Source organism: Microbacterium wangchenii (assembly GCF_004564355.1).
Lineage (GTDB): Bacteria > Actinomycetota > Actinomycetes > Actinomycetales > Microbacteriaceae > Microbacterium > Microbacterium wangchenii.
Map to the genome: position 1 here is coordinate 2,993,938 of NZ_CP038266.1, position 26,405 is coordinate 3,020,342.

Annotated in this window: 22 protein-coding genes and 1 tRNA gene; 10 read left to right on the forward strand and 13 right to left on the reverse strand. The window is 70.0% G+C overall.

The genetic code is table 11. From position 1 onward, the window contains the following. The first annotated feature begins 150 nt into the window (after positions 1 to 150). From E4K62_RS14550 to E4K62_RS14570, 5 genes are all read left to right on the forward strand, one after another. Complete coding sequence (locus tag E4K62_RS14550; RefSeq protein ID WP_167747802.1) at positions 151 to 1,473, forward strand: MFS transporter; 1,323 nt, start codon at positions 151 to 153, stop codon at positions 1,471 to 1,473. Positions 1,474 to 1,518: 45 nt separating this feature from the next. Next, entirely contained in the window at positions 1,519 to 2,562 is a 1,044-nt protein-coding gene (locus E4K62_RS14555) for an alpha/beta hydrolase (RefSeq protein WP_135068655.1), read from the forward strand. Further along, entirely contained in the window at positions 2,559 to 4,238 is a 1,680-nt protein-coding gene (locus E4K62_RS14560; RefSeq protein ID WP_135068657.1) for a CocE/NonD family hydrolase, read from the forward strand. Before E4K62_RS14555 ends, E4K62_RS14560 begins: the two co-directional genes overlap by 4 nt. Positions 4,239 to 4,302: 64 nt before the next feature. Continuing rightward, the gene (locus tag E4K62_RS14565) at positions 4,303 to 5,352 is read left to right on the forward strand and encodes an alpha/beta hydrolase fold domain-containing protein (protein ID WP_135068659.1); all 1,050 of its coding nucleotides are present in this window, start codon (positions 4,303 to 4,305) and stop codon (positions 5,350 to 5,352) included. Positions 5,353 to 5,384: 32 nt separating this feature from the next. Further along, entirely contained in the window at positions 5,385 to 6,464 is a 1,080-nt protein-coding gene (locus E4K62_RS14570; protein WP_135068661.1) for a LacI family DNA-binding transcriptional regulator, read from the forward strand. On the opposite strand, the gene E4K62_RS14575 is transcribed toward E4K62_RS14570, so the two are convergent. Beyond that, entirely contained in the window at positions 6,425 to 7,489 is a 1,065-nt protein-coding gene (locus tag E4K62_RS14575) for a hypothetical protein (protein ID WP_135068663.1), read from the reverse strand. The genes E4K62_RS14570 and E4K62_RS14575 overlap by 40 nt on opposite strands. 86 nt (positions 7,490 to 7,575) lie before the next feature. Further along, on the reverse strand, positions 7,576 to 11,040 hold the full coding sequence (locus E4K62_RS14580) for a bifunctional proline dehydrogenase/L-glutamate gamma-semialdehyde dehydrogenase (protein ID WP_135068665.1): 3,465 nt from the start codon (positions 11,038 to 11,040) through the stop codon (positions 7,576 to 7,578). Positions 11,041 to 11,142: 102 nt separating this feature from the next. Here E4K62_RS14580 and E4K62_RS14585 point away from each other — a divergent pair, with 102 nt between their 5' ends. Next, positions 11,143 to 12,051 carry a LysR substrate-binding domain-containing protein gene (locus tag E4K62_RS14585; RefSeq protein WP_135068667.1) on the forward strand — a complete coding sequence of 303 codons (909 nt, stop codon included), beginning with the start codon at positions 11,143 to 11,145 and terminating at the stop codon, positions 12,049 to 12,051. A gap of 12 nt (positions 12,052 to 12,063) precedes the next feature. Here E4K62_RS14585 and E4K62_RS14590 read toward each other — a convergent pair. The 6 genes from E4K62_RS14590 to E4K62_RS14615 form a co-directional block, all read right to left on the reverse strand. Then, positions 12,064 to 12,148 (reverse strand) — tRNA-Tyr (locus E4K62_RS14590). A 211-nt stretch (positions 12,149 to 12,359) separates the two neighbouring features. Further along, positions 12,360 to 13,277: a PfkB family carbohydrate kinase gene (locus tag E4K62_RS14595; RefSeq protein ID WP_135068669.1), complete on the reverse strand. Its 918-nt coding sequence runs from the start codon at positions 13,275 to 13,277 to the stop codon at positions 12,360 to 12,362. Next, positions 13,274 to 13,768: an FBP domain-containing protein gene (locus tag E4K62_RS14600; RefSeq protein ID WP_135068671.1), complete on the reverse strand. Its 495-nt coding sequence runs from the start codon at positions 13,766 to 13,768 to the stop codon at positions 13,274 to 13,276. Before E4K62_RS14600 ends, E4K62_RS14595 begins: the two co-directional genes overlap by 4 nt. An 87-nt stretch (positions 13,769 to 13,855) precedes the next feature. Further along, entirely contained in the window at positions 13,856 to 14,833 is a 978-nt protein-coding gene (locus tag E4K62_RS14605) for a sugar ABC transporter permease (protein WP_135068673.1), read from the reverse strand. A 1-nt stretch (position 14,834) separates the two neighbouring features. Beyond that, positions 14,835 to 16,463, reverse strand: coding sequence for an ABC transporter permease subunit (locus E4K62_RS14610; protein ID WP_135068675.1), 1,629 nt, complete (start codon positions 16,461 to 16,463; stop codon positions 14,835 to 14,837). Positions 16,464 to 16,553: 90 nt separating this feature from the next. Continuing rightward, positions 16,554 to 17,795 (reverse strand): sugar ABC transporter substrate-binding protein, encoded by a 1,242-nt coding sequence (locus E4K62_RS14615; RefSeq protein WP_135068677.1) that lies wholly within the window; start codon positions 17,793 to 17,795, stop codon positions 16,554 to 16,556. Between the two features lie 227 nt (positions 17,796 to 18,022). On the opposite strand from E4K62_RS14615, the gene E4K62_RS14620 reads away from it, so the two are divergent. Next, complete coding sequence (locus E4K62_RS14620) at positions 18,023 to 18,511, forward strand: YajQ family cyclic di-GMP-binding protein (protein ID WP_135068679.1); 489 nt, start codon at positions 18,023 to 18,025, stop codon at positions 18,509 to 18,511. On the opposite strand, the gene E4K62_RS14625 is transcribed toward E4K62_RS14620, so the two are convergent. Continuing rightward, the gene (locus E4K62_RS14625; protein WP_205805780.1) at positions 18,502 to 19,347 is read right to left on the reverse strand and encodes an alpha/beta fold hydrolase; all 846 of its coding nucleotides are present in this window, start codon (positions 19,345 to 19,347) and stop codon (positions 18,502 to 18,504) included. The genes E4K62_RS14620 and E4K62_RS14625 overlap by 10 nt on opposite strands. Before the next feature lie 23 nt (positions 19,348 to 19,370). On the opposite strand from E4K62_RS14625, the gene E4K62_RS14630 reads away from it, so the two are divergent. Together E4K62_RS14630 and E4K62_RS14635 are read left to right on the forward strand one after the other, a co-directional pair. Beyond that, positions 19,371 to 19,976, forward strand: coding sequence for a TetR/AcrR family transcriptional regulator (locus E4K62_RS14630; RefSeq protein WP_135068681.1), 606 nt, complete (start codon positions 19,371 to 19,373; stop codon positions 19,974 to 19,976). Between the two features lie 163 nt (positions 19,977 to 20,139). Continuing rightward, on the forward strand, positions 20,140 to 21,231 hold the full coding sequence (locus E4K62_RS14635) for a fatty acid desaturase family protein (protein WP_135068683.1): 1,092 nt from the start codon (positions 20,140 to 20,142) through the stop codon (positions 21,229 to 21,231). A gap of 12 nt (positions 21,232 to 21,243) precedes the next feature. Here the strand turns inward: E4K62_RS14635 and E4K62_RS14640 are convergent, their stop codons facing one another. Beyond that, positions 21,244 to 21,855 carry a TetR/AcrR family transcriptional regulator gene (locus E4K62_RS14640; RefSeq protein WP_135068685.1) on the reverse strand — a complete coding sequence of 204 codons (612 nt, stop codon included), beginning with the start codon at positions 21,853 to 21,855 and terminating at the stop codon, positions 21,244 to 21,246. A 131-nt stretch (positions 21,856 to 21,986) separates the two neighbouring features. On the opposite strand from E4K62_RS14640, the gene E4K62_RS14645 reads away from it, so the two are divergent. Next, positions 21,987 to 22,964, forward strand: a complete 978-nt coding sequence (locus E4K62_RS14645) for a DUF5692 family protein (protein ID WP_135068687.1) — start codon at positions 21,987 to 21,989, stop codon at positions 22,962 to 22,964. 83 nt (positions 22,965 to 23,047) lie between these two features. Here the strand turns inward: E4K62_RS14645 and E4K62_RS14650 are convergent, their stop codons facing one another. Genes E4K62_RS14650 through E4K62_RS14660 form a run of 3 tightly spaced genes read right to left on the reverse strand, consistent with a single transcriptional unit; the run spans position 23,048 to position 26,132 of the window. Then, a complete protein-coding gene (locus tag E4K62_RS14650) occupies positions 23,048 to 23,875 on the reverse strand; it encodes a carbohydrate ABC transporter permease (RefSeq protein ID WP_240742709.1) in 828 nt (275 codons plus the stop codon). Next, positions 23,872 to 24,834 carry a carbohydrate ABC transporter permease gene (locus tag E4K62_RS14655; protein ID WP_135068689.1) on the reverse strand — a complete coding sequence of 321 codons (963 nt, stop codon included), beginning with the start codon at positions 24,832 to 24,834 and terminating at the stop codon, positions 23,872 to 23,874. Before E4K62_RS14655 ends, E4K62_RS14650 begins: the two co-directional genes overlap by 4 nt. 11 nt (positions 24,835 to 24,845) lie before the next feature. Further along, complete coding sequence (locus tag E4K62_RS14660) at positions 24,846 to 26,132, reverse strand: extracellular solute-binding protein (protein WP_167747803.1); 1,287 nt, start codon at positions 26,130 to 26,132, stop codon at positions 24,846 to 24,848. Positions 26,133 to 26,405: the final 273 nt, after the last annotated feature.

The window sequence follows — 26,405 nt, forward strand, 5'->3', positions numbered from 1 at the left end:
ACCCTTCCGAGGGACGGTTCTTTCTGTAAAGTGTGAGAGCTTTACTTTCGCTTGTCGCACCGCTGCGACGGAGCCGCGCCGCCATGAGTCAGGACGCGCACTCCCTCGGCACGGCGCTCACCGACGAGCATGTCGATGAGGAGCCGACGAATGTCACCGAGCCTGCCCCGGGAGGGGAATGCCCGCGCGGGCGCGACTCCCGCCTCGGAAGCGATCCTTGCGGAACCGGTGGCGGATGCGGGCAGTGACGAGGTGCCCGGGTCCCCGCAGCGCCGCAGCTTCCTGTTCTTCTTCGTACTCGCCTGGTTCGGGCTGAGCCTGGCGACCGGGACGATCGGCGGGGCGGCCATCCCCAAGGTCTTCGCCTTCCTGGACGACGACACCAAGGGGCTGAACCTCTCGATCACGGCGGCGATCGGCGGAATCGTCGTCATGGTGATCACTCCGCTGTTCGGGCGGTTCAGCGATCGCACGATGTCGTCGCTGGGCAAACGGCGGCCTTGGATCCTCGGCGGCGCGATCGCGGGAACCGTGGGCGTGGTCGTCCTGGCCTTCTCCGGCTCGGTGTGGATGGTCGTCCTCGGATGGATCATCGTGCAGTGCGGGTTCGGCGCATCCAACGCCGCCGTCCACGCGCTGCTGGCCGATCAGATCCCCAAGCGCATCCGGGCGAGGGTCGCCGCCGTCGCCAGCGCCTCCGCGGGTCTGGCGCTCATCGTGGGCGCATCGCTCATCGCCGCGCTGCCCAACGGGGCGCAGTGGTCGTGGTTCCTCGTTCCCGGTGCGCTCGGAGCGCTCTTCAGCGCGCTGCTGTTCTTCGGGCTGCGCGACATCGTCCGCACGGAGCGCCCCGCCCCCTGGAAGTGGTCGGACGTCGTGGCGACGTACTGGCTCGACCCCATCCGCTACCGCGACTTCTTCTGGGCATGGTCGTGCCGGCTTCTCGTGACGATGTCGATCGTGTCGGTGTCGACCTACCTCCTGTTCTTCATCATCGATCACCTCGGAGTACCGGCCGAGGAGGCATCCGGAGTTCAGGCGATCACGCTGATCGTCTTCACCGTCGGCAACATCGTCATGACGATCCTGTTCGGGTGGATCTCGGACCGCACCGGCCGACGCAAGGGGATCGTGTGGGCATCGTGCGCACTGTCGGCGGCCGGCCTGCTCGTGGCGATCGCCGCCCCCGACATGTTCCTGGTCGGCATCCTCATCGTCGGGGCGGCGCAGGGCGCGTACGTCTCCGTCGACATCGCGCTGATGACCGAGGTGCTGCCGACGTTCGAGGAGGCCGGGAAAGACCTCGGGATCGTCGCGCTGTCCTACCAGCTGCCGCAGCTGCTCGTCCCTGTCGTCGCCGTGCCGCTGCTGGCGATCGGCGGCGGTGAGAACTACACGGCGCTGTACGTCGCCGCGGTCGTCTTCGCCGTGCTCGGGGGGCTCTCGGTGCTGCCCATCAAGAGTGTGCGCTGATCGGGACGGATCGTCGTCCACCCGTATGCCCGGACTGGAGAGTTCATGCCGTTGCCACGCCCGCTGAGTGACAGCGAGCCCGACCACGCGGCCCTGATCGCGGAGATCATCGCCCGAGGACTCCCCCGGCTCGCACCGGGCGGAGGCCCGCTGCCCGAGCCGCCGCCGGCCGATCCATCCTCCCGGCCGGCATGGGAAGCCGAGGTGGCGCTGCGACGCGCACGCCACGACGCCGCCGCCCTGGCCGCGGGCGCGTTCTACGACACGATCCTGGCGGAGGCCTCGGGCGCCGCTTTCCCCGCGGCGGGCGAGCAGCCGGTCCAGACGACGTGGGCCGGTGCGCCGGTGCCCGGGGGCGCCGTGGGGCTCCGGGTCCACCGTCCGGCCGCCGAGGAGAAGCTGCCCGTGATCGCCTTCGTGCACGGCGGGGCCTACTGGATGGGCGGTGGCGCCGCCGGCTGGCACCTGAACGACACCCTGTGCCGGGAACTCGCCGCACGCCTTCCGGCCGTCGTCGTCGGAATCGACCACCGCCTGGCTCCGGAGCATCCGTACCCCATCCCCGCCGACGACGTCGCCGCGGCGATCTCGTGGATCGCCGATCACGCCGACGAGTGGGGAGCGGATGCGGACCGTCTCGTGCTCTTCGGGATCAGCTCGGGCGGAAACCTCGTTTCCGCCGCAGCGCACCGCGCCCTCGACGGGGAGCTGCCACGTCCGGTCGCCGTCGTCCTGCAGTCCCCGTCGGTGGATCTGAGCATCGAGTCGGGTCGCTTCCGGGCCGACGAGGCGAGCGTCGCGGACGCCCGGCGGATCATCGCGCTGTACACGGCCGGCGCAGACCCGGAGGATCCGCGCGTCTCACCCGCTCGCCGAGAAGACCTCCGCGGCTCCAGCCCGACCCTCGTCATCACCGGCGACGACGACCCGTTGAGCGCGGACGCGCTGGCCTACGCCGATCGGCTCGAGCTCGCGGGGGTCGCCGTAACTCGGCACCGGTATCCGATGACGCACACCGTCGCGACACCGGAGGTGTTCCGCCGCATGCACGACGAGACCCTCGCGTGGCTGGGCGGGGTGCTGGAATGAGCCCAGCGTCACCGTCGGCCGCGTTCCCGCGCGCGGTGGATGCTCCGCGCCTGCGCCGGCGGGCACGCGCGGAGCACCGGCGGCTCGGGGCCACGGCCGGCATGCCCGCGCCGAGCCACCCGGGCGTCAAGGTGCAGCGGGACATCCGCGTCCTCGCCTCCGACGGCGTCGCGCTGCTCACCGACCACTGGTTCGCTCACAACGCCGGCGGGGCGACGATCCTGATCCGCACACCCTACGGCCGGCGCGGCATGGCGGCGGTCGCGACGTTCTTCGCCGAGCGCGGGCACCACGTCGTCATCCAGAGCGTCCGCGGGACTTTCGGGTCGGGCGGGCAGTTCTCCCCATTGCGCGACGACGTGTCAGACGGCCAGGCGACGATGCGGTGGCTCCGCACCCTGCCGTGGTCGGCCGGCCCTGTCATCTCGTGGGGTTTCAGCTACGTCGGAACGACCCAGTGGGCACTGTGCGACGGCCCCGACCGCCCCGACGCCCTCGTCGCGGGGCTGTCGGCCCGCAGCATCGACCGCGCCATGATCTATGCCGGCGGCGGTTTCAGCATGGAGACCGCCGTGACCTGGGCGTACGCCCTCGACATGCAGGAGCGAGCAATCATCGTGCAGCTGTGGAAGCTCCTGCACGCCCGGCACCGCGTCGCCCGGGGCAGCCTCGCCGTGCCTCCGGAGACCGCAGTACGCGTCACGACCGGCCGGGAGGCGGCCTTCTTCCGCGATTGGCTCGCGCACAGCGGCGACGACGCGTGGTGGGAGCCGATGCGGTTCGCCGGCGACCCGCGGACTGTGCCGCCGGTGACGGTGATCGCCGGGTGGCACGATCTTTTCCTCACCGGTGGAGTGGACGATTACCGGGAGTTGCACGCCGCCGGCCGCCCCGTCCGCCTGATCGTCGGCGACTGGACCCATGACGGGGCCGAAGCGGGGGCCGTCGCCGTCGGGGAGGCGCTGCGCCGCCTGAGCGATGCCGCGACGGTGCCGCCCCCATCGCCGGTGCGCGTGCAGGTGGGCGGCGCGGGCGGATGGCGCGACCTTGCGGCCTGGCCCCCTCCGAGCACCGACTCCCGGTGGCTGCTCGCGCCGGAGGGTCACCTCGACCCCGTCACGGGCACGCATGCCGGCAGCAGTGAGCACACGATCGCGTACGCGTACGATCCGGCAGATCCCACACCCCAGGGCGGCGGACGCTCCCTCAACCCCTTCACGTCCGGGCCGCGCGACCAGCGGGAGCGCGAGAGGCGGACGGACGTCCTCGTCTTCACCGGCACCCCGCTCCCCCACGACACCGTCATCATGGGCGAGGCGACCGTCGACCTCACCTTCACCTCGACGAACCCCCGCGTCGATTTCTTCGTCCGCCTGTGCGATGTCGACGTGCGCGGACGCTCGCGCACGATCACCGACGGGTACCGGCGCATGGACGCTGTCGGCACCGTCTCGGACCGACGGAGCGTGCGTCTCACGCTCTCCCCCGCGGCGTACCGCGTGGCGGCCGGGCATCGGCTGCGACTCCAGGTGTCCTCCGGCGCGCACCCGCTCCACCTGCGCAACCCCGGCACCGCCGATCCACTGCACGACTTCGGCCGGCTGATCCCCAGCACGCAGACGATCGTCCTGGGCGGGGCGAGCCCCTCCCAGCTGACTCTGCCGGTGGCCGAATGATCGCCGCATCGCCCGCCGGCACCCGACCAGCGAGCTCCGAGACCGCATCCGAGGAGGACGCCCCATGATCGACTACACCGGCCTGGAGCCCGGCATTCGAGACTGGCTGGCCCGCATCGACGATCTGCAGGCGGAGTTCCCCCTGCCACGGCCGGGGGATTTCCCCGCCCGGCGCGAACGCGATCGGCGGCTCTCCGATGCGCTGGCGGCCGAGTTCGTCGCACCGGTGGATCCGCGTGCCGAGCTCACCGACATCGAGTTCCCCGGCGTCGACGGGCACGCACCGCTTTCCGCCCGCCGCATCCGACCTCGCGGAGTCGGCGGGCCCTTGCCCACCCAGCTGTTCCTGCACGGCGGCGGCTTCGTCTCGGGCAGCGCTCGCGAGCTCCTCAACGACGCGGTGCTGTCGGAGCGGTCCGCCGCGGCGGGGTTGCAGATCATCGCGCTGGACTACCGGCTGGCTCCCGAGCACCCGTATCCCGCCGCCGTCGAAGACGCCCTGTCGGTCCTGCAGGCGCTGTACACGGCCGCAGACCGCTGGGACGTCGACCCCTGGCGGCTGGGGATCGGCGGCGGCTCCGCGGGCGGCCACATCGCGGCCGTCACGGCGTTACGGCTGCGCGACGCGCGGCGCGCGGACCCGGCCGGCCCGTCACTCGCGCACATGCTTCTCGAGGTTCCCGCACTGGACCTGTCGGTGGACTGGCCCTCCATGCGGGCGTTCGCCACACCGGCCGAACTCCAGGGCGCTCTGGCGGTCGTCGCGGCGTACCGCGGTGTCGAAGACCCCGGCCCCTACCTCAACCCGTCCCGGGTCGCCGACCTGTCCGGGCTTCCCCGCACCCTCGTCATGACGGCACAGTTCGACGCACTGCGGGATGCGGCCGAAGCCTTCGTGCACCGGATCACCCATGCCGGCGTGGCGGGACGACTCCGCCGAGGCGCGGGCCAGTTGCACGGCACGCCCGGCCTCACGGCGGCCGTCGCGTCGTCGCGCGACTGGCAGGAAGCGGCGATCGAGGAGCTGCGCGGGGAACTGGCCGAGTTCGACAGTGCCACCGCGACGGACCGCGAGGACCCCTCTCACACCGCCGACGCGTCGCCGTTACGATGAGGTCCGTGCGGATCGAAAGGTCGCGATGAGTCATGCCGTCTGACATCGAACCGCCCGACGAACGACGCGCATCCGCGAACGTGACGATCTACGAGGTCGCCGCCCGATCCGGCGTCAGCATCGCCACGGTCTCGCACGCGCTCAACCGTCCGGATCGGGTCGCCCCCACCACTCGCCGGCGGATCCTGGAGACGGCGGAAGAACTCGGATTCGTCCCCCGGGGCCGGGGCAGAGCCGTGCGGACCCTGCGTCGCATCGCCGTCGTCGCGCCGTTCTCGACGCATTCCACGTATCTGCAACGGCTCCTGGGGGTGCTCGCGGAAGCGGAACCCGACGCCGATGTGACCGTGATCGACTTCCCCGCGACGGATCAGCCGACGATCGACCGCGTCGTGGGCCGCGGGCCCGTGGACGGTCTCATCATCATGGGCGCCGAGCCGACGACGCGCCTGGCGGCGGAGCTGGAGGACAGCGGGGTACCGATCGTCCTGCTGGATCGGCCCTCGCAGGAGTACACCAGCGTCACCGTCGACGACAGGCGGGGCGGAGCACTCGTGGCCGATCACCTGCTCGAAGAGGGTGTGCGCGAGATCGCGTGGGTGAGCCCCGTACCGCGCTCGAGCGAATACGTCACCAACGGCGAGCTCCGCCTCCAGGGCTTCGCGCAGCGACTGCGCGAAGCGGGCTTCGACCGCAAGCTCGCCTTCGTCGTGTGCGACGACAGCTTCGAGGGCGGGCGGGCCGCGGCGGCCGAACTGCTCGCGGCGGAAAAGCGGCCCGACGGCGTCTTCGCCCTCCACGACATCATCGCCGCGGGTGTGGTGTCAGGGCTGCGCGAGGGCGGCGTCCGAGTGCCCGACGACGTCCGCGTGGCCGGCTACGACGATGTCGAGGTCGCGGAGGTGTTCTCCGTGACGACGGTGCGTCAGCCGTTTCCCGAGAGCGGTGCGGCGGCCGTGGAGGCGCTGCGGGCGCTCCGGGCCAACCCGCGTCGACCGGTGTCGCACATCAGCCTGCTTCCCGAGCTGGTCGTGCGCGGATCCACCGCGACGACCAGCCCGGGCGCGGCGGATCAGCGCGGTGCCGGCGGCGGAGGCGGGAAGCCCTCGTAGCCCGGCTGCGGAGCACCGGGATAGCCGGGCTGCTGCTGCTGCTCGGCCGGCGGGTACGCCTGCGGCTGCTGCTCGGCGGGCGGGTACGCCTGCGGCTGCTGCTCCGGCGGGTACGCCTGCGGCTCGGCGGCCGGATACGCCTGCTGCTGCTCGACCGGCGGGTGCGCCTGCGGAGCGCTGCCCGAAGCGAGACCGTGCTGCTGCGGGTACGTCGGGTAACCGGTGTAGTACGCGTTCCAGTCGGGCGACCCGTCGGGCATCACCGGCAGCGGCGTCACGCCGTCGGCGAAGGTGGGCCACGGCAGGAGCGCCGGCTGCTCGGGCGCGTACGCGGCGCCGCCCTGCGCGGGCAGCGCGGCGTACGGCGCGGGCTCGGGCCGCGGGCGCTTGGGCGCGAACAGGGCGTTCATGAGCGGGATCAGCGCCGTGCCGACGGCCGCGAGGATCGTGATGGCCACGACGATGCGCCAGTACAGGTCACGGAAGTCGATGAACTCGTGGAACGTGAGCGGCAGCACGAGCATGACGGCGAGGCTGGCGACGAGAGCGACGGTGACGCCCGCGATCGTCTGGGTGAACGGCGTGATGTGGCGCGCGAGGGACTTGATGTAGAGGCGCACGTGCAGCAGCGCCAGCTGGAGCACGAGGATCACGGCGAGGAAGGACACGAAGCGGGTGAAGCCCTCGAAGCCGTATTCCTCTGTCGGCATCCAGATGAGGAACGCCCCCACCAGAAGCGTCACGACCCACGTGATCATGCTCGTGAGCGCGAACCACGCGGGCCGGCGCTCCGAGAGATGCACATCGAGGATCGCCACTCCGGCGAACGCCGCCAGCAGCAGGATCGTCAGGAACGCCCGGCCGATGATGTCGTTCTCGGGCCCGATGAGCACCCAGACCACGCACACGATCGCTGCGGCGATGAGTGCACCGATGGCGACCCAGATCGCCATCCTCAGCAGACCGCGGCTGCGGTCGCGGGCGGGCGGGGCGGGCTGAGGCGGATGCTGCAGGGCTTCGGTCATGAGAATCCTCTCGTGGCAGGTTCGCTCCATCCTGGCATGCGCACGCTCCGCCGCCCGGCTGCGTCGGCCCGGCTGGGGAAGATCCGCTAGTGTTCTCGCCCCGGGGGCATGACGCCGTCGACCACTGCAGCAGGCACGGCGTACCGACGCGGCGTCCCGAACCGGTGGGCCGTGATCGACACGGCCTGCTCGCGCAGGAACGGGAGCATCTCCACCCTGCCCGCGCTGACGGCCGGGCCGGCGTAGACGGCGACCGCCGGTGATCCCTCCGTCGCCGCGGCGACATCGCCCACCGATCCGCCCAGCAGCCGGATGCGGCCGCCTCCGCGCGCCACGTCCGCCATCCGCCGCGTCCAGGCGGCGGGTCCCTCCGTGTGCGCCGTGACCCCCAGCCCTTCCAGCCAGGCGCGCACCGCCGGCGCGGGGTCGCTCGCGGTGCTGACGGTGAGGTCCGCGCCGGCGCGCGCGCCGGCGGCCACCACACGCACGAGCGACCGCCAGGGCGCGTCCTCGATCCGGACGGTCACGGCAACGGGCGCGTAGCGGAGGACGTTCTGCTCCGTCTCGAGCCCGGAGACGTCGCGGGCGAGGCCGAACTCCTCGCGCCACGCCCGTTCGTCAGTCGTCAGGGCAGCGGCCAGCCATGCCCGATCGTCCTCGGGCACCGCGGCGAGCGCCGTGGTGGCGAGGGCGTCGAGGCGGCCGACGGCCGACGGCGCCGTATCCGTCCACGTTCCGAAACCGAAGAGGTAGCTCGGACCGCCGGCCTTGGTTCCGGCCCCCACCGCCGACTTCTTCCAGCCGCCGAAGGGCTGCCGCTGCACGATGGCCCCTGTCGTGCCTCGATTGACGTACGCGTTGCCCGCCTCCACCGTGCGCAGCCACGTGGCGATCTCCGCCTCGTCCAGCGAGTGCAGCCCCGAGGTCAGCCCGTACTCGATGGCGTTGACGAGCGCGACGGCTTCCTCCAGCGTCGCGGCGGACATGACTCCCAGCACCGGCCCGAAGTACTCGGTGAGATGGAACTCGCTCCCCGGCTGCACTCCCACGCGGATGCCCGGGGTCCACAGCGCTCCCTCGTCGTCCAGACGTCGCGGCTGCACGAGCCACCGCTGACCGGGCTCGAGCGTCGTGAGCGCGCGCAGGAGCTTTCCCTCGGCCGGGCCGATGAGCGGTCCGATGCGGCTGGCGGGCTGCCACGGCATCCCCACCTCCATCGACGTGACGGCATCCACGAGCTGCTGCCGGAACCGGTCGGAAGTCGCGACCGATCCCACCAGGATCACGAGGGAGGCGGCCGAGCACTTCTGGCCGGCATGGCCGAACGCCGAGAAGGCCACGTCGCGGGCAGCGACGTCCAGATCGGCGCTGGGGGTGACGATGATGGCGTTCTTGCCGCTGGTCTCGGCCAGGAGGGGCAGATCCGGCCGGAAGGAGCGGAACAGCTCCGCCGTCTCGTACGCGCCGGTGAGCACGACGCGCTCCACCGCCGGGTGCGCGATGAGCCGCCGCCCGAGATCGCGGTCTTCCAGCTGCACGTACCGCAACACGTCGCGGGGGACGCCGGCCTCCCACAGCGCCTCCACCATGACCGCCCCGGCCCGGCGCGACTGGCGCGCGGGCTTGATGACCACGGCGCTTCCGGCGGCGAGGGCGGCCAAGGTGGAGCCGGCGGGGATCGCCACGGGGAAGTTCCACGGCGGGGTGACGACCGTCAGCGCCACGGGGGCGAATTGGGCGCCGTCGACCCCGCTCAAGCCGCGACCCTGCTCGGCGTAGTAGTGCGCGAAGTCGATCGCCTCCGACACCTCCGGGTCGCTCTGCTCGACGACCTTGCCGCATTCGGAGCCCATGACCTCGATGAGGTCCGCTCGACGGGCCTCGAGCACGTCGCCGGCGCGGTGCAGGATCTCGGCGCGGCCTTCGGCCCCCAGGGCGCGCCACGCGGCGGATGCGACGGATGCGGCGGTGAGGAGCTCATCCAGCGCGCCCGCCTCGGTGATGACGTGGCCGGCAGCGGTCTCCTCACCCAGGCGGGAGGCGGCCATCCGGCCGACGATGCCGGCGGCCCACTCCCGGTTCGCGGCGATCGACGGATCGGAGCCGGGCGCGTTGCGGAATCCGTCACGCGGCGCCGGCTCGGCCGGAGTGCGGCGGTCCTGGACCCGGCGCGGGGCGGGAACACCGGCGGGCAGATCCTCGAGGGCGGCGAGGAAACGGTCGCGTTCGCGGGCGAACAGGCCCGCGTCGCTGTCGAGGTCGAACACCGCCGACATGAAGTTCTCCCCCGACGCCCCCTCTTCCAGGCGGCGGATGAGGTAGGCGATCGCGACGTCGAACTCCTGGGGGTGCACGACCGGCGTGTACAGCAGGATCGAGCCGACCGTGCGCCGCACGACGGCGGCCTGCGCCGTGGCCATCCCCAGCAGCATCTCGACGTCGATGCCGCCGGTCACGCCGCGCCGTTCGGCGAGCAGCCACGCCAGGGCGATGTCGAAGAGGTTGTGCCCGGCCACCCCGATGCGCACGTGCGCGGTGTGCTCGGGGCGCAGTGCGTAGTCGAGCACCGCTTTGTACGACGCATCCGTCGCCTGCTTGGTGGGCCAGGTGGCCAGTGGCCAGTCATGCACGTCGGCGTCCACGCGCTCCATGGGGAGGTTCGCGCCCTTGACCACGCGCACCTTGATGGGTGCGCCGCCGGCGGCGATGCGCGCCGCCGCCCACTCCTGGAGCCGCATCATCGCGCCCAGGGCGTCGGGCAGGTAGGCCTGCAGGACGATGCCCGCCTCCAGGCTCTGGAACTCCGGTTCGCCGAGGGTGCGCATGAACACCTCGAGGGTGAGGTCGAGGTCTTTGTACTCCTCCATGTCGAGGTTGACGAACTTGCCACCCGCGGCGGCGAGCCGGTACAGCGGCCGCAGGGCGTCGACGGCGTCGGTCACGGCATCCTCGAAGGCCCACGGCGTGTGCGGCGCCACCGTGGACGACACCTTGATCGAGACGTAGTCCACGTCGTCCCGGGCGAGCAGGCGGCGCGTGCCCTCCAGCCGGCGCGCGGCCTCGCGCTTGCCCAGGATGGCCTCCCCGAGGAGGTTCACGTTCAACCGGATGCCGCTGTCCGCTCCACCGCGGATCCGCGCGATCGAGCGTCCCAGGCGGCGGTCGGTGGCATCCACGATGAGGTGACGGACCATCGCGCGCAGCGCACGGCGGGCGATGGGCACGACCACCGCCGGCAGCACCGGCGCGGCGAGCGCCCCCGCACGGATCGCGGCCCTGAGGTACCACGGCAGGAAGGCGGGGACGAGGGGTTTCAGCGCGGCGAGGTTCCGGGCGGCCACGCGCAGATCCTCCGGACGGACGACGCCGTCGACGAAGCCGACGGTGAAGTCCAGCCCGCGCGGGTCGCGCAGCACCCCGGCCAGGCGCTGGGCGGAGACGTCGGCGGGCTGATCCCGCGCCGCCTCCAGCCATTCGCGCACGAGGGCGATGGCCTCGTCGGCGAGATCGGCCGGCGCGACGGCGTGGGGCGGGGAATCGGTGAGCGTCATGGCGTGCCTCCTGGGGATGAGCCCAGTCTCACCGCCCAGACCCTTCGAGAAAAGCGATGGATTACGATCAGTACCATTCGGCTCAACTGATGGGTGCTCGGAATGTTCGACCTACGGCGACTACGCCTGCTGTACGAGCTGTCGGTGCGGGGCACGCTCGCCGCTGTGGCCGAGGCCCTCGCGTACAGCCCGTCGACGATCTCGCAGCAGCTCGCGCAGCTGGAGCGCGACGCGGGCGTGCCGCTCCTCGAGCCCGACGGGCGCCGCGTACGGCTCACGGCCCAGGGTGAAGCGCTGGCCGCGCACGCCGCCATCATGCTGGACGCGGACGAGCAGGCACGGGCAGAGCTCGAGCGCCTGCAGCCCTCGCACGCGCCCGTCCGCGTGGCGGCGATGCAGTCCGCCGTGCACGGTCTCATCCCGGCGGCCGTGCGCTCCCTCGCCGAGAGCGAACCCGAGCTGCGCGTCGAGGTCATGGAGCTCGCGCCCGAGGAGGGCCTGTTCGAGCTGTCGGCCCGGGGCTTCGATCTCGTCGTGGCCGAGCAGTACCCCGGCCACACCCGCGAGCACCGCGCCGGCATCGAGCACACGCTGCTGGGGCGCGACGCGATCCGCCTCGCCGTCTCACCGGACGAGCCGACGACCGATCTGGCCGCGCTCGCCGATCGCGCGTGGGTGATGGAGCCGCGTGGCACGGCGGCCCGGCAGTGGTCGACGCAGCAGTGCCGGGCCGCCGGCTTCGAGCCCGACGTGCGGTTCGAGCTCGCCGACCTCACCGCGCACGCCCGCCTGGTCGCGGCGGGCGCGGCCGTGGGGATGATCCCCGACCTCGTCTTCACCGGCGCCACTCCCCCGGTGCGCCTGGTCGACCTTCCCGGCACGCCCCGACGCGACGTCTTCACCGCCGTGCGCCGCGGATCCCGGGGGCGTCCTGGCATCCGCGCGGTCCGGGACGCGCTGCAGCAGGCCTTCGACGCATCCGCCGACGGGGATACGGAAAAAGCCCCCTGAGGGGCTTTCCTTTGGTGGCGAGTGAGGGATTCGAACCCCCGAATGCTGAGCAGTCTGATTTACAGTCAGATCCCTTTGGCCGCTTGGGTAACTCGCCAGGTGCGCACCCGCCCGGCTTGTGCAGTCGACCGGAGGCGCGATCCCCCATATTACCTCCCCGCGACCGGCGCACCGAATCAGCAGGTCCGCCAGCCGAAATCAGGCGAATCGCCCGAATCAGGACGGATGCAGCGCAAAGCATCCTGATTCGGGCGTTTCTCCTGATTTCGGCGACCGCAGGCGCCGCAGGCGGCGGCGGCGGACGGGCGTCAGGTGCCGATGCGGTCCATGTCGCGGCCCTCGAGCGCGCGGGGAACGCGCAGCAGCGCGCCCTCGAACCGGCACGTGGCCGCTGCGACATCCATGGCCCGCTCGAGCACGGCACCCCACTCGTCCGCGTCGGCGGGCATGCCGTCCTGCAGCAGCGCGACGGTGGCGGCCAGCACGGCGTCGCCGGCGCCCATCGTGTCGACGATGCGCCCCGGCATGGCGGAGATCGGACGCGACACCGTGTCGGCCCCGGCGTCGATCGCGGCACCGCCGGCGCCGTACGTGGCCAGCACGGCGCCCACCCCGAGGTCGGCGATGCGGGGACGCAGGAGATCCAGCGATTCCCCGTACAGCAGCGTCGCGTCGTCCTCGCCGATCTTCACCAGCACGGCGCCGGTGCTGACCCGCTCGAATCCGCGCACGAACTCCTCCCGGTCGTGCAGCATGCCCTCGCGCGGGTTCGGGTCGACCGCGAGGGCCGCGGATGCCGAATCCAGCGCATCGGCGAACTCGTCGGTCTGCGCCCGGTCGTCGAAGGGGAAGCAGCTGACGACGACCATCGCCGCATCCGCGAAGGCGGCGCGCTCGGCGTCGCCGAAGCGGATGCGGCGCTTCTGCGCGGCTTCGTTGAAGACGTATTCCGGCTCACCCGAGGGCGACCGCGTGCTCACGGCGCGCGACGTCCCGAACGGCGACGGCGTCGCCAGCAGCTCGACGCCGTAATCCTCGAGGTACGTGCGGATCCGGCCGCCGGGTTCGTCCTCGCCGACCATCGCGACGAGCGTCGTGGGAACGCCCAGGCGTGACAGCCCCACGGCCACGTTGAGCGCGGCACCGCCGACGAACTCCCGAACGCCGGTGTCGTCGCGCAGCTCGTCGATGAGGGCATCACCGACCACGACCACCCGGCCGCTCATGCGTGCGCGCTTTCGAGCACGCGCTCCACGAACGCCTCGGTGCGCCGGCGCGTGCCGTCGATCTTCAGGTCCACGCTGGCGCGCACCTCGTTCGGCGCGAGCGGCATCGCCAGTCGCACCGTCTCGTGGCACGACAGGTCGGCGCACATGTACGTGCCGACGCTGTCGCCCGCCTCGCCGGCGTGACCGGCCTTGCGCGCGGTGAAGAGGGCGACCTGGTCACCGGGCTGCATCGTGTGGCACAGGTTGCACAGGGCCGAGCGCGCATGGGAGGTGCCCTCCGCCGCACGCAGGACGACTCCCAGCGGCCGGCCGTCGCGCTCGGTCACGAGGTATCCCCGGCCGCGCGTGCGGGGGTCCCGCCACGCGAGGAAGTCCAAGTGGTCCCAATCGGTCAGCAGGAAATCATCGGGCATCGCGACGATCCGTCGGTCCTCGCCGGCGGCGTTGACGAACGACTCGCGCACTTCTTCCTCGGTCAGAGGACGCATGGCATCACCTCGGCGACCAGTCTACGAAGTCGGATCCGACGCCGGGCCCGCCGGCTCGTCGCCGCCGATGCGTGCGAGCCGGGCGGGCTACTTGACGCTGCCGGCCGTGAGCCCTCCGACGATGTACCGCTGCAACGCCAGGAACAGCGCCATGGGCAGGATCGCCGCCAAGACCGCGCCGGCGGCGAAGAGGCTCCAGTTCGCCGCCGTCTCTTCCGACACCATCCGGTACAGCCCGACCGCCAGGGTCTGCTTGTCGGTGTCGACGAGCACGACGGAGGCGATCACGAAGTCGTTGAGGGTGGCGATGAATGACAGCAGCCCGACGACGGCGAGGATCGGCGCCACCAGGCGCAGGATGATCGTGAAGAAGATGCGGGCGTGCCCCGCGCCGTCGATCTTCGCGGCCTCGTCGATGGACATCGGCACGGTGTTGAAGAACCCGTACATGAGGTACGTGTTCACCCCGAGCGCCCCACCGAGGTAGACCATGATGAGGCCGATCTGCGTGTTCAGACCGATCGCGGGGAAGATGTCGGCGATCGTCGACATGAGCAGGAAGATCGCGACGAAGGCCAGCAGCTGCGGGAACATCTGCACCAGCAGCAGGCTGAGCAATCCGATGCGACGCCCGGCGAACCGCATCCGCGAGAACGAATACGCCGCCAGCGCGCCGAGGAACACGGTGCCGATCGCGGTGGCGAGCCCGATCACCATCGAGTTCACGAACCAGGCCGCGAACGGCTGGGTCGGGTTCTCGAACAGCCGCGTGAAGCTCTCCACACTGAACGTGCGGAACAGCCCGTTCGCCGTCAGCAGGGTCCCACCCGGGTTCAGCGCCGCGGACAGGACGTACAGGAGGGGGAAGGAGCAGAACACCAGCATCACGATGCCGATGAGGTGACGCCATCCGGTCTGCCGGAACCACACGCCGAAGGGACGTCGCGGCGCGCGCGCGCCTCGCCGGCCGGAGTCGTCGGCGCGCCCCGCCGCGGCGTCTTCGCCCAGAGCGCGGGCGACCTCCGGCCCGGTGCCCCCGGTCAACGGGGTCGAATTCAGCGCCATGTCAGTTCAGCTCCTCGAGGGCCTTGGTCTGGCGGAACGAGATGTAGGAGATGACCCCCACCAGGACGAAGATGATGATCGAGAACGCGCTGGCGAGCCCGAAGTCGCGCAGCTGCCCCACGAAGGCGACCTTGTAGACCATCGAGATCAGGATGTCGGTGGCGCCGGCGTTGATCGAGGCGTCGGCGAATCGGGGGCCGCCGCCGGTGAGCATGTAGATCAGGTTGAAGTTGTTGAAGTTGAACGCGAAGGACGAGATCAGCAGCGGGGCGACCGATACCAGCAGCAGCGGGAATTTGATGTACCGGAAGATCTGCCACACGCTCGCCCCGTCGACCTTGCCGGCCTCGGTGACGTCGTCGGGAATGGACTGCAGCGCGCCGGTGGTCACCAGGAACATGTAGGGGAAGCCCAGCCACAGGTTCACGATCAGGATCGCGATCTTGGCCAGCAACGGATCCTGCAGCCACGGGATGGAGGCACCGCCGAAGATCACCTGGTTGATGAAGCCGAAGTCCTGGTTGAACAGTCCCGCCCACACCAGCGCCGACAGGAACGCCGGGAACGCGTACGGCAGGATCATGATGACGCGGTAGTACTTGCGACTCTTCATCCGCGGATCGTTGAAGACGATCGCCAGGAACAGCCCCAGCACGAACGTCGTCGCCACCGAGAGGAAGGCGAACACGAAGGTCCAGATGGCCACGGCGATGAATGGGCCGCGGATGGATTCCTCCGTGAAGGCGCGGACGAAGTTGTCCACACCGACGGTCACGACCCACCCGGGAAGGAGCTCGGTGCCGTCATCGGCGGTGAAGGCACCCGTGCCGACGTCGTGGTACACCGTGCCCGTGCGCGTGTCGGTCATCGTGTCGGCGTCGGGGTCCCACTGCAGGCTCGACGTGAACAGGTACGCGCTCGAGCCGTCGGTCGTGCGGAGGTAGCCGTCGTTGGGGTCTTCGGACACCGGCACCGCGATGGCGCCGATCTCCTTCTGGTTGGCGATCACCTCGGCGAACTGGAGGGTGGTGTACCCCTGGGCTTCGACGGCCTTGCCGCCGCTGAACTCGGCGTCGACCGGCTCGAGGGGGGCGTCGCTGTTGCCCACCTCGGCGTCGCCGGTCTCGGGGTCGGTCACCAGCAGCGAGAACACGCCGTTCTGCTCGACCACCGTGATGGGGTACGTCGCGGAGTCCTCCAGCCGCGACTGCGACTGCAGCAGGAGCGCGTTCACCGCGTCGTCCTTGCTGGAGTTGTGGCCGGACCCGTAGTTGGTGAAGGCGATGTACACCGTGTACCCGATCACGAAGATCTGGAACACGAGCAGGAAGATGAGTCCGGGCGTGAGGTACTTGGCGGGAAGCAGTCCCGGCGTGAGATAGACGACGTTGACGGCGACCGTCACGACCGCCACGATGCCCGCGATGACCCACTGATCGGATGCGGCGAGCACCATCGTGGCGTAGACGGCGGCGGCGTCGATGATCGCCAGCGCGGCGATCTTGACCAGCCACACCTTCCACCCCGCCGACGCCGCTTCGGCGTAGCGCTCCGCGCGGCGGCGGCGCTTGTCGGCGGCCGGGTCCCGGCGCTCGGTGGGCTGATCGGTCTCGACCGGGGTGAGGGTCATCCTCGGGGCCTTCTTCTTCGTCGGATCGTGTGGGGTGAGGATGGGGCGGCCCGAAGACCGCCCCATCCGTGGGCGGAGAGACGCGGAGTCTCAGCCGCCGATGTTGCCCTGGATGTCCTCCGCCATCTTGGTCCAGGTGGCGGCGGGGTCTTCACCCTTGAGGATCGCGACCTCGGCGACGCCCCAGAACTCCCACACGGCGCCCATCTCGGGGATGCTCGGCATCGGCGCACCTTCGGCGCCCACCGCACCGAACCCGGCGATGATCGGGTCGCTCGCGGCCTTCTCGTACGCGGCAGTCAGGGCTGGCGGGCGGTCGCCCGCCTCGTACAGGGCGGTCTGGACCGGCTCGGTGGCCAGGTAGTTCACAAGGAACTCGTTGGCCGCGAGGGCGTTGTCCGACTTGGCGTTGAGGTAGAAGCCCTGCACACCGACGAACGGCTTGGCCGTCTGGCCACCGGCGGAGGGGATCGGGTCGATGGCGACCGTGATGCCCTTCGCCTCGGCGTCGGCGACGTTCCACGGGCCGGTGAGGATGAACGGCGTCTGGCCCGAGTTGAAGGCCTCCTTGGAGAGGTCCTGCGTCAGGTTCAGGTTGATGGTGCCGGCGGCACCCTGCTGGCCCAGCCACGACGCGAACGCCAGTCCGCTCTCGTCGCCGATGGTCAGCTGCGAGCCGTCGTAGCTGCCGTCGGCGTTCTGGGCGAAGACGGAGTTTCCGAACGACGTCTCGAACGGGTACAGGTGGTACGGGTCGGCGTTGGCCGGGTCCAGGCCCACGACGAACGGGTACTGCACGCCGGCCGCGTTTCCCTTGGCGATCATGTCGTCGAAGGACGTCGGGGCCTCGGGGGCGAGGTCGACGTTGCGCATGAGGGCGAGGTTCTCGGTCGCGTAGGGCAGGCCGTAGACGTTGCCCTCGTTGGTGAAGGCCTGGATGGCGACCTCCTGGAAATCGGCGGCCTTGTCGCCGAGTTCGATCGGGGCGACCAGGCCGTCCTGGACGAAGCCGCCCAGCCAGTCGTGCGCGCCGACGGTGATGTCGGGGCCCTTGCCCGTGGGGACCTGAGCGGCGAAGTCGGCCTGGATCTTGGTGAAGTCGCGCTGGACGAGTTCGACCTCGATGCCCTTCTCCTCCTCGAAGGTGGCCGCGACGTCCTTGAGCGCGTCCACGCGGTTCGCGTCGACCCAGACGGTCAGCTTCGCCGACGCGTCGCCGCCGCCGCTCGAACCTTCGTCGTCCCCGCCGCCGCCGGCGCATCCGGCGAGGAGCAGGGCGCCGGTCGCGAGGAGTGCGCCGAACCCGAGCGCTCCCTTGGTGTTCACCTTCATCGGTGTGTGCCTCTCTGTCAGAAGGAGTCCCCGCTGTCAGCGCACTGGCGGACACCGTCGACCCCGGCTCGTTATGCAAGCGCTTACAGTTTGGGCGAGCGGCGAGGGCCGCGCAACGCGCACGCCCATTCGATATCAAGACGTGATGGATCCGTCTGGGCGGAAGCGCTTGCACCGCGGGGCGCCTCGCCGATGTCCGGCGGCACCCTCCCGGCTAAACTCGCGTCATGGCCGACAGCTCATTCGACATCGTCTCCAAGATCGATCGGCAGGAAGCCGACAACGCGCTCAACCAGGCCCGCAAGGAGGTCGAGCAGCGCTACGACTTCAAGGGCACGGATTCCTCGATCGAGTGGAGCGGGGAGTCCATCCTCATCAAGGCGAACTCCGAGGAGCGCGCGAAGGCGGTGCTCGACGTCTTCCAGACGAAGCTCATCAAGCGCGGGATCTCCCTGAAGAGCCTCGAATCCGGTGAGCCCACCGCCAGCGGCAAGGAGTACCGCATCGTCTCCACGCTGAAGGAGGGCATCTCTCAGGAGAACGCCAAGAAGATCGGCAAGCTCATCCGGGACGAGGCCCCCAAGTCGGTCAAGTCCCAGATCCAGGGTGACGAGCTGCGCGTGCAGTCCAAGAGCCGTGACGACCTCCAGGAGGTCATCCGCATCCTCAAGGCCGCCGACCTGGACGTCGACCTGCAGTTCATCAACTACCGCTGAGACGGCTCGCCGGCTCCGGCGCGCCAGAAGTCCACGATCGCTCGCGCGAGCGCGGCCGGCTGCTCGAGCGGGATGAGGGTCCGTGCACCCGCGATCGTGACGGATCGAGCGTTCGGCGCCTGGTCGGCGGCCCGCCGGGCGTCGGCCGGGCTCCAGTCGCCGCGGTCGTCGGAGGCGACGAACAGGCTCGGTGCGCAGATGCGCGCGAGGCGGTCGGTGACATCGGAGCGATCGATGATGAAGGAGCGCAGCGCGAAGCTCAGGCTTGCGCGCGTCGGTCGCGCCAGGCTCTCCATGACGACGCGCAGGATGCCGGTGTCCTTCGCAGAGTCGGACGTCAGCATCGCCGCCACGATGGCGTTCTCCACGGGACGGACGGGGCCGGCCAGGCGCAGGAGCGGATGCAGCAGGGCGATCTTCCGCCGGAGCTCCGCAGGAAGCGGCTCGACGGGTGCGCTGATCGCGACGAAGCTCCGTACCACCGACGCATCTGTGGCCAGCTCGTATCCGACATGACCTCCGAATGCGTTGCCGATCCAGTCCACCGGCTCGCCCACCCCGAGCACCTCGAGGGCGTCGCGCGCGGCACCGGCCGCCTCGGCGATGGTGGTGCGGCGCTGCAGAGGTTCGCTGAGGCCGAGCCCCGGCGGGTCGATCACGATGTACTCCCGCCCCGGAGCATCGGCCAGCAGAAGGGGCAGCAGCCGGTCCCACGTGTGACCGTCGACGAACATCGACGACCACAGCACCGTGGGGACGCCACGGCCGACCCGCCGGACGAACAGGGAGCCGAGGCGCGTGGGGACGCGCCGAGCGTGCTCGATGAAGGCTTCCACATTTTGATGTTAGCGTAATTAACATGAAAACCCGCACGTATCGCATGTCGGCACGGGCGGATGCGGCCGAGTCGACCGCGGAGCGGATCGTGGACGCGATGCTCGCGCGGCTGCGCACCACGCCGTACGAACGCGTCCGCCTCGAGGACGTCGCCTCGGATGCCGGCGTCACGGTGCAGACGGTCATCCGCCGGTTCGGAAGCAAGCCCGGGCTGATGACCACGACGGTGGAGCGTGAACTCGCGCGCATCGCCGCGACACGTGAGGCCGCGGCGCGGTCGACGCCGACCGAGACGATCCGCGCCCTCGTGGCGCACTACGAGGAGTATGGGCTGCTGATCCTCAAGACCTACGCGGAGGCGCCCCTCGTGCCAGGGCTTGCGGACATCGCCGGGCGCGGCCGGGCGTATCACGTGGACTGGTGCCGACGAACGTTCGCCCCACACCTCGATCCCGAGCTGGACGAGGCGACCCGCGCCCGCCGCTCGGCGCAGATCGTGGCGCTCTGCGATGCCACGACATGGCGCGTGCTCCGCATCGACGGCGACCTGGATCCGGGCGCCACCGAGCGCGCGCTCACCGAGATGCTGCTGCCGCTCCTGCACCGAACCGGCCCTTCGCCGAGCTGAGCCCCCGATCGCCGCCATGGCGTACGACCGCTGACAGTCCGCCGACCATCCTCGCCAAGGGCTTCTCGTGCGGAGCCGCCGCCCCTAGGCTGACACCGATCGGCCCAGACCCCGTCGTTCCCCCGAGGCTTCCGCGCCTCCCTCATCCCGACAAGGGGTCACCATGACCGACATCCTCCCCGGTTCCTCCGCCGCAGCCGTGCGGTCGACCACGCCGAAGCTCGCAAACGACTTCACCGAGCTCTCGCGCCGGGTCACCTCCAGCGGACTGATGCGACGCAGGTACGGCTACTACTGGACGAAACTGCTCGCCGTCCCGGTCGTCATCGCGGCGATGGGTCTCGCGTTCGTCTGGATCGGCGATTCGTGGTGGCAGCTGGTCACCGCCGCCGTGCTGGCCGTCGTGTTCACGCAGATCGCCATGCTCGGGCACGACGCCGCCCACCGGCAGATCTTCCGCTCGGGCACGTGGAACGACTGGACGTCGTTGATCATCGGCAATCTGTTCGTGGGGATGAGCTACGGCTGGTGGCAGCACAAGCACACCAAGCACCACGCCAATCCCAACAAGATCGGCTCAGACCCCGACATCGAGCTGCCGGTCATCTCCTTCACGGCGGATCAGGCGGCCGAGCGACGAAAGGGGCCGCTGGGCTGGCTGATGGCCCACCAGGGGCTCTTCTTCTTCCCCATCCTCCTGCTCGAAGGCCTCTCCCTGCACGCCGCCGGTGTGCGCCGGGTGTTCTCCCGTGAACCCCTGCGGCGACGGCCCGTGGAGATCACCTTCCTCCTGGTGCGCATCATCGGCTACCTGGTGCTGGTGTTCGTCGTCCTCTCCCCCGGGATCGCCTTCGCCTTCCTGGGCGTGCAGCTCGGAGTGTTCGGGGTGTACATGGGAATGTCGTTCGCGCCGAATCACAAGGGGATGCCGCTCGTTCCGGCCGGCGTGAAGGGCGACTTCCTCCGCCGGCAGGTGCTCATGAGTCGCAACACCCGGGGCAGCCGGCTGCTGGACACCGCGATGGGCGGGCTGAACTACCAGATCGAGCACCACCTGTTCCCCTCCATGCCCCGGCCGCACCTTCGCAAGGCCTCGGCGATGATCGCGGCGTACTGCCGCGAGAAGGGGGTCACCTACACGCAGACCGGCCTGTGGCAGTCGTATGCGATCGTGGTCCGCTACATCAATCGCGTGGGCCTTGGGGAGCGCGACCCGTTCGAGTGCCCCCTGCTTCAGCAGCGCCAGGCGGTCTGACGCGGTCCTCTCTCACCCGCGCCCCTGACCCCGCCCGGGCGCGGCACGTTCGTCGAGCCGGCGCACCGACTCCCGCATCGCTCCGTGCAGCATGATCTCCAGATCGCCGACCACCCGGTAGGGGTGCTCCACCATGCCGTCCGCGACCCACCGCAGCACCACGGCGAGCACCGCTGAGGTGTAGAAGTCCACCACCAGGACGCGGTCCTGCGCGCGCACCGGCCCGCCGCCCTCCCGGTCCATCACGGCCTCGGTGATGGGCCGCATCTGCCCGAACAGGAAGCGCTCGAGCCCCGACCGGCCCAGCCCGTCCAGCACCCCCAGCGTCGACGAGCGGTTGTCGCGCATGTACCGCATCAACCGGACGAGGCCGTCGGCCCAGCCGAGTTCGGACGCGAACGCACGGACCCGGCCGGCGACCTCGGTCTCGAACACCCACACCGCGAGCTGCCGCACGTCGGGGAAGTGGTAGTAGAACGCCTGCCGGGTCAGCCCGCAGTCGCGCGTCAGCTCGGTGACCGTCACCCGGTCCAGCGGCTCGGTCCGCAGGCGGGCTTTCAGCGCCGCCGCCAGCGCTTCGCGCGCACGTCCATGCCGGTGCTCCTCGGCGGTCGCGTGGGCCATGCCCGACGGTACCACCGCACCGTTCTGGACACTTCTCCGAAGGTGTCTAATGACCAGCTGAACAGGGATTTATACCGTGGATATCACAGACGGCACGCATGCCGCGGGCCGCGGAACCGGAGGTCCGAAACATGTTCTTGTACGAATCGATTCCCTGGTATTCCTGGGCGATGTTCGGCGTCGTCCTGGTCGCCCTCATCGCACTCAACGAGGTGACGCGCCGCTGGAAGTGGGCCGGTATCGGCTTCTTCGTCGTGCTGCCCCTCGTCCTGACGATCTTCGTGTGGCCGACGACGGCCGGAGAGGGGTCATCGACCGGCACCTGGTTCCACTGGGTGAAGGTGTACTCCGCCCTCATCGGGTGCCTGGGCTTCATGCTCATCCGCTACATCCCGCGTCTGGCCGCGAACCGGTGGATGCTGCTGTTCCCGCCGTTGATCCTCGCGATCAACATCGGTGAGGCCGTCATCCGCGACTTCGAGGTGGCCGGCCTGCAGGGCATGCACGACGGCGTCTTCATGGTCGGCGGCCCCTGGAACTACATGAACGCCATCGCCGGGATCCTCAACCTGATCACCATCTGCGGCTGGGCCGGCATCATCGTGTCGAGCGACAAGTCCAAGGACATGATCTGGCCCGACATGATGTGGTTCTGGATCATCGCCTACGACCTGTGGAACTTCGCCTACGTCTACAACTGCGTCGGCGACCACTCCTTCTACGCCGGTGCGGCCCTGCTCATCTCCTGCACCATCCCCGCCTTCTTCATCAAGAAGGGTGCGTGGCTGCAGCACCGCGCCCACACGCTGGCCCTGTGGATGATGTTCACGATGGCGGTTCCGACGTTCGTGACGTCGTCGCCGTTCGCCGTGCAGTCCTCCCACAACCCGACCGCGCTGTTCGTGGTGTCGGCCCTGTCGCTGGCGGCCAACGTTGCCGTGGCGGCCTACCAGCTGCACACGATCGTCAAGCTGCACAAGAACCCGCTGCGCGACGAGCTGTACACCCACCTGCCCCAGTACAAGGAGGTGCGCGACGCGAACCTCCCCGTCGAGTCTCCGGTGGCTCTGCCGCAGTCCCGGGAGACCGACCGACTGGTCACGGCCTGACCGCCGCCCACGGCCTCGGGCCGACGGGCTGCCCCGCCACGCGCGCCGTGGCCGAGCCTCACCGGCTCGGCCACGGCGCGTTCCTATTTCAAACCGGCCGTCGCGACACCCTGGATGAAGTACCGCTGCAGGAAGAGGAACAGGATCAGCACCGGCAGCAGCACGACCACGGCGCCGGCGAGCAGGAGGCCGAACTCGGTGGTGTTCGACGCCTGGGATGCCACGGCCAGCGCGACCGGCAGGGTGAAGGTGCCCTGACTCTGCGCGACGATCAGCGGCCAGAGGAAGGAGTTCCACGAGCCCAGGAACGACAGGATCGCGATGGTGGCGACGGCGGGCCCCGACAGCGGAAGGAAGATCTGGAAGAACAGGCGCCCCTCCCCCGCACCATCCACTCGCGCGGCCTCCAGGAGATCGTTGGGCAGCGAGTAGGCGAACTGCCGCATGATGAACACCGACAGCGGCGACACGAGGATCGGCGCGATGATCCCCGCGAGCGTGTCCACGAGCCCCAGCTGCACGATGATGAGGAACTGCGGAACGAAGATCGCCACGTAGGGCACGATCCACGCGAAGATCACGATCGAGAAGATCAGGTTCTTCCCGCGGAAGTCGAGCTTGGCCAGGGCGTAGCCGGCCATCGAGCTGAGCAGCACGTTCGCCGAGACTGCCACCGCCGACACGATGGCGCTGTTGAGGAAGTAGCGCCCGAAGCCTTCCTCCACGAACAGGTCGACGTAGTTGTCGACGGGGAATCCGCGGGGGAACCACGCGCCGGGGTCGGACATGAACTCGGCCTGGGTCTTGAACGAGCCGAAGACCACCCACACGAACGGCAGCAGGAGCGCCGCGACGACGAGAATCGTCGCCGCGTACATGACGGTGGTGGCGAGGCGGGAGGTCTTGTTCAATCCTTCCCCCTCAGGAATCGGAACTGCACGACCGCCACCACCGACACGAAGGCGATCAGGATGAACGATCCCGCCATCGACGCGGCGGTGTTGCCGAAGCCGAACTGCTCGTAGACCCACAGCGCGATGGAGCGCGTGGAGCCCAGCGGGCCACCCGCGGTGAGGAGGTAGGGCTCTTCGAAGATGCTCAGGAACGACACCGTCATGAGCACCGTCACCAGCAGCGTGGTCGGCTGCAGGAGCGGGAGGGTGATGGACCAGAACCTGCGGGGTGCAGTCGCACCGTCGACGGCGGCCGCCTCGTACACCGACTCCGGGATCGACTGGAGTCCGGCGAGGAACAGCACCATGCACGTGCCGACGTTGCGCCACACGCCCAGCATGACGATGGCCGCGACCGCCGACGGCGGTTCGCCCAGCCAGTTCAGCCCGCCCGTGCCGAGATTCTCCAGGGCCGCGTTGACCGGTCCGCGCGGAGCGAAGGCGTACTGCCAGATGACGGCGGCGGCCACGATGTTCGTGATGACCGGCAGGTAGGCGGCGGCGCGGAAGAAGGTCCGCAGGCGCCGGATGCCGCGGTTCAGCAGCAGCGCGAGGGCGAGGCCCAGGACGAGGTTCAGCGGCACGCTCAGCAGAACGAACATCGCCGTGTTCAGCATCGATCTCTGGAACGCCACGTCCGTCAGGACGTCGACGAAGTTCTCCAGGCCGACGAAATCCACCGCCAGCGGCGTCCGGATGTCGCGCGAGGTCAGATCCGTGAGGCTCATCCCCAGTGCCGCGACCACCGGGATCGCGGTGAAGACCGCCGTGATGAGCAGGAACGGCGCGAGGAAGATCCACGCCGCACGGGTCTGGGACCTGCGGAGAACGCTCGAGCGCGGCTTGTGACGGTGCGGCGACCCCCGGCCGCCGGAGGGAGGGGACGGCGCCCGCTCTTCCGGCGTCGTGGTCGCCACGGCCGACACGACTACCGCCCGACGCCGATCGATTCGGCTTCGGCCTGTGCGGTGTCCAGCGCCTCCTGCGGCGTCGCCCCACCTCGCACGACACGCTCGATCTGCTCGCCGAGGATCTTGCCCACCTGATTCCACGTCGGCACCGCCGGGATGGGGACGCCGAACTCCATCGCCGCCCGCACCTCGTCCAGCGCCTCGTCGTCGGCGATGGCGGGGTCATCCCACGCCACCTTGACCGTCGGCAGATTGCCCATGAGCCCGAACCACGTCAGCTGGACCTCAGGCTCGGACGCGTACTGCACGAACTTCCAGGCGGCGTCCGCGTTGTCGGCGTCTTCTGGGACCGCCCAGTTGCCTCCGCCGATGGATGCTGCGCGCTCCCCGTCGGGCCCGGCCGGCGGGACGAGCGCAGCCATGTGCGCGTCGAGCCACTCCTGACCGTTGGCATCCTTGATCCAGCCGCGCAGCCACGGCCCGTTGAGCACGCCGGCGAGGCGTCCTTCGGTGAGGTAGGCCACGGAGTCCACGGAGGTCGGACCGTCCGGCGACACGAACCCGTCGGCGAACAAGGAGCTGTAGAACTCCAGCGCCTCCACGTTCTCCGGGGAGTTGATGGTCCAGGCCGAGTTGTCGTCGTCGATGATCCCCCCGCCGTTCTGGTGCGCGAAGGTATCGAACTGCGCCGCGGTGTACTCGTCGAACGGCACGACGTAGAACCCGAGCGGGTAGGCGACGCCGGTGTCCTTGAGCGTTCGGGCGAACTCGCGGAGATCGTCCCAGTTCTCGGGGGCGTCCACGCCTGCCGCCTCCGCCAGGTCGGCGCGGTACTGGAACACGCGCGCGTAGGTGAACCACGGAACGCCGTAGGCGACGTCGTCCACCTGACCGGTCTCCCACACCGACTCGAAGAACGCGCTTTCGTCGACGAGGCCGTCGGGCACCGGCGCGAAGGCCTCGGTCGCGAACAGGGCGGGCTGGTGCTCGGCGAAGACGTAGATGAGGTCGGGCACCGTGCCGGCGGCGATGGCCGCCGTCATCTTCGTGACGAAGTCCTCCTCGGGGATCGGCGTCATGTTGATGTCGACGTCCGGATTGTCTTCGATGAAGGCGTCGAACAGCTCGGGCAGTTCTTCGCCCTCGGCTCCGGCGGCCCACAGTTCTATCGTGCCGGTCGCCGGCCCGTCGCTGACCCCCTCCGATGCGCCGGATGCGCCCGCGCCGTCGTCGGCTCGACCGCATCCGGCGAGGGTGACCGCGGTGATCGCCACCGCGGCGCCGAGTCCGGCAGCCCGAGACATCCCTGTCTTCGTGGTGCGCATCATTGTCGCTGTCCTTTCCCTGGTGGTCAGGTGCAGGCCGGGTGCGCAGCGCTGCGGCCCGCCCTCCTGCATTGGATGTTACGTGCGCCGGGGCGCACTTCCGAGGGGACACGGCAACGCGATGCCGCTGCGCTCGACCACTTCGACGCAGGAGCACACAGCCGGCGTTCGCCCTCGATTGCCACGCACGAAGATTGACACACGCCCGGACCTTTGTCTACCTTTCAGGCATAAGTCCGGAGATGCTGAGAC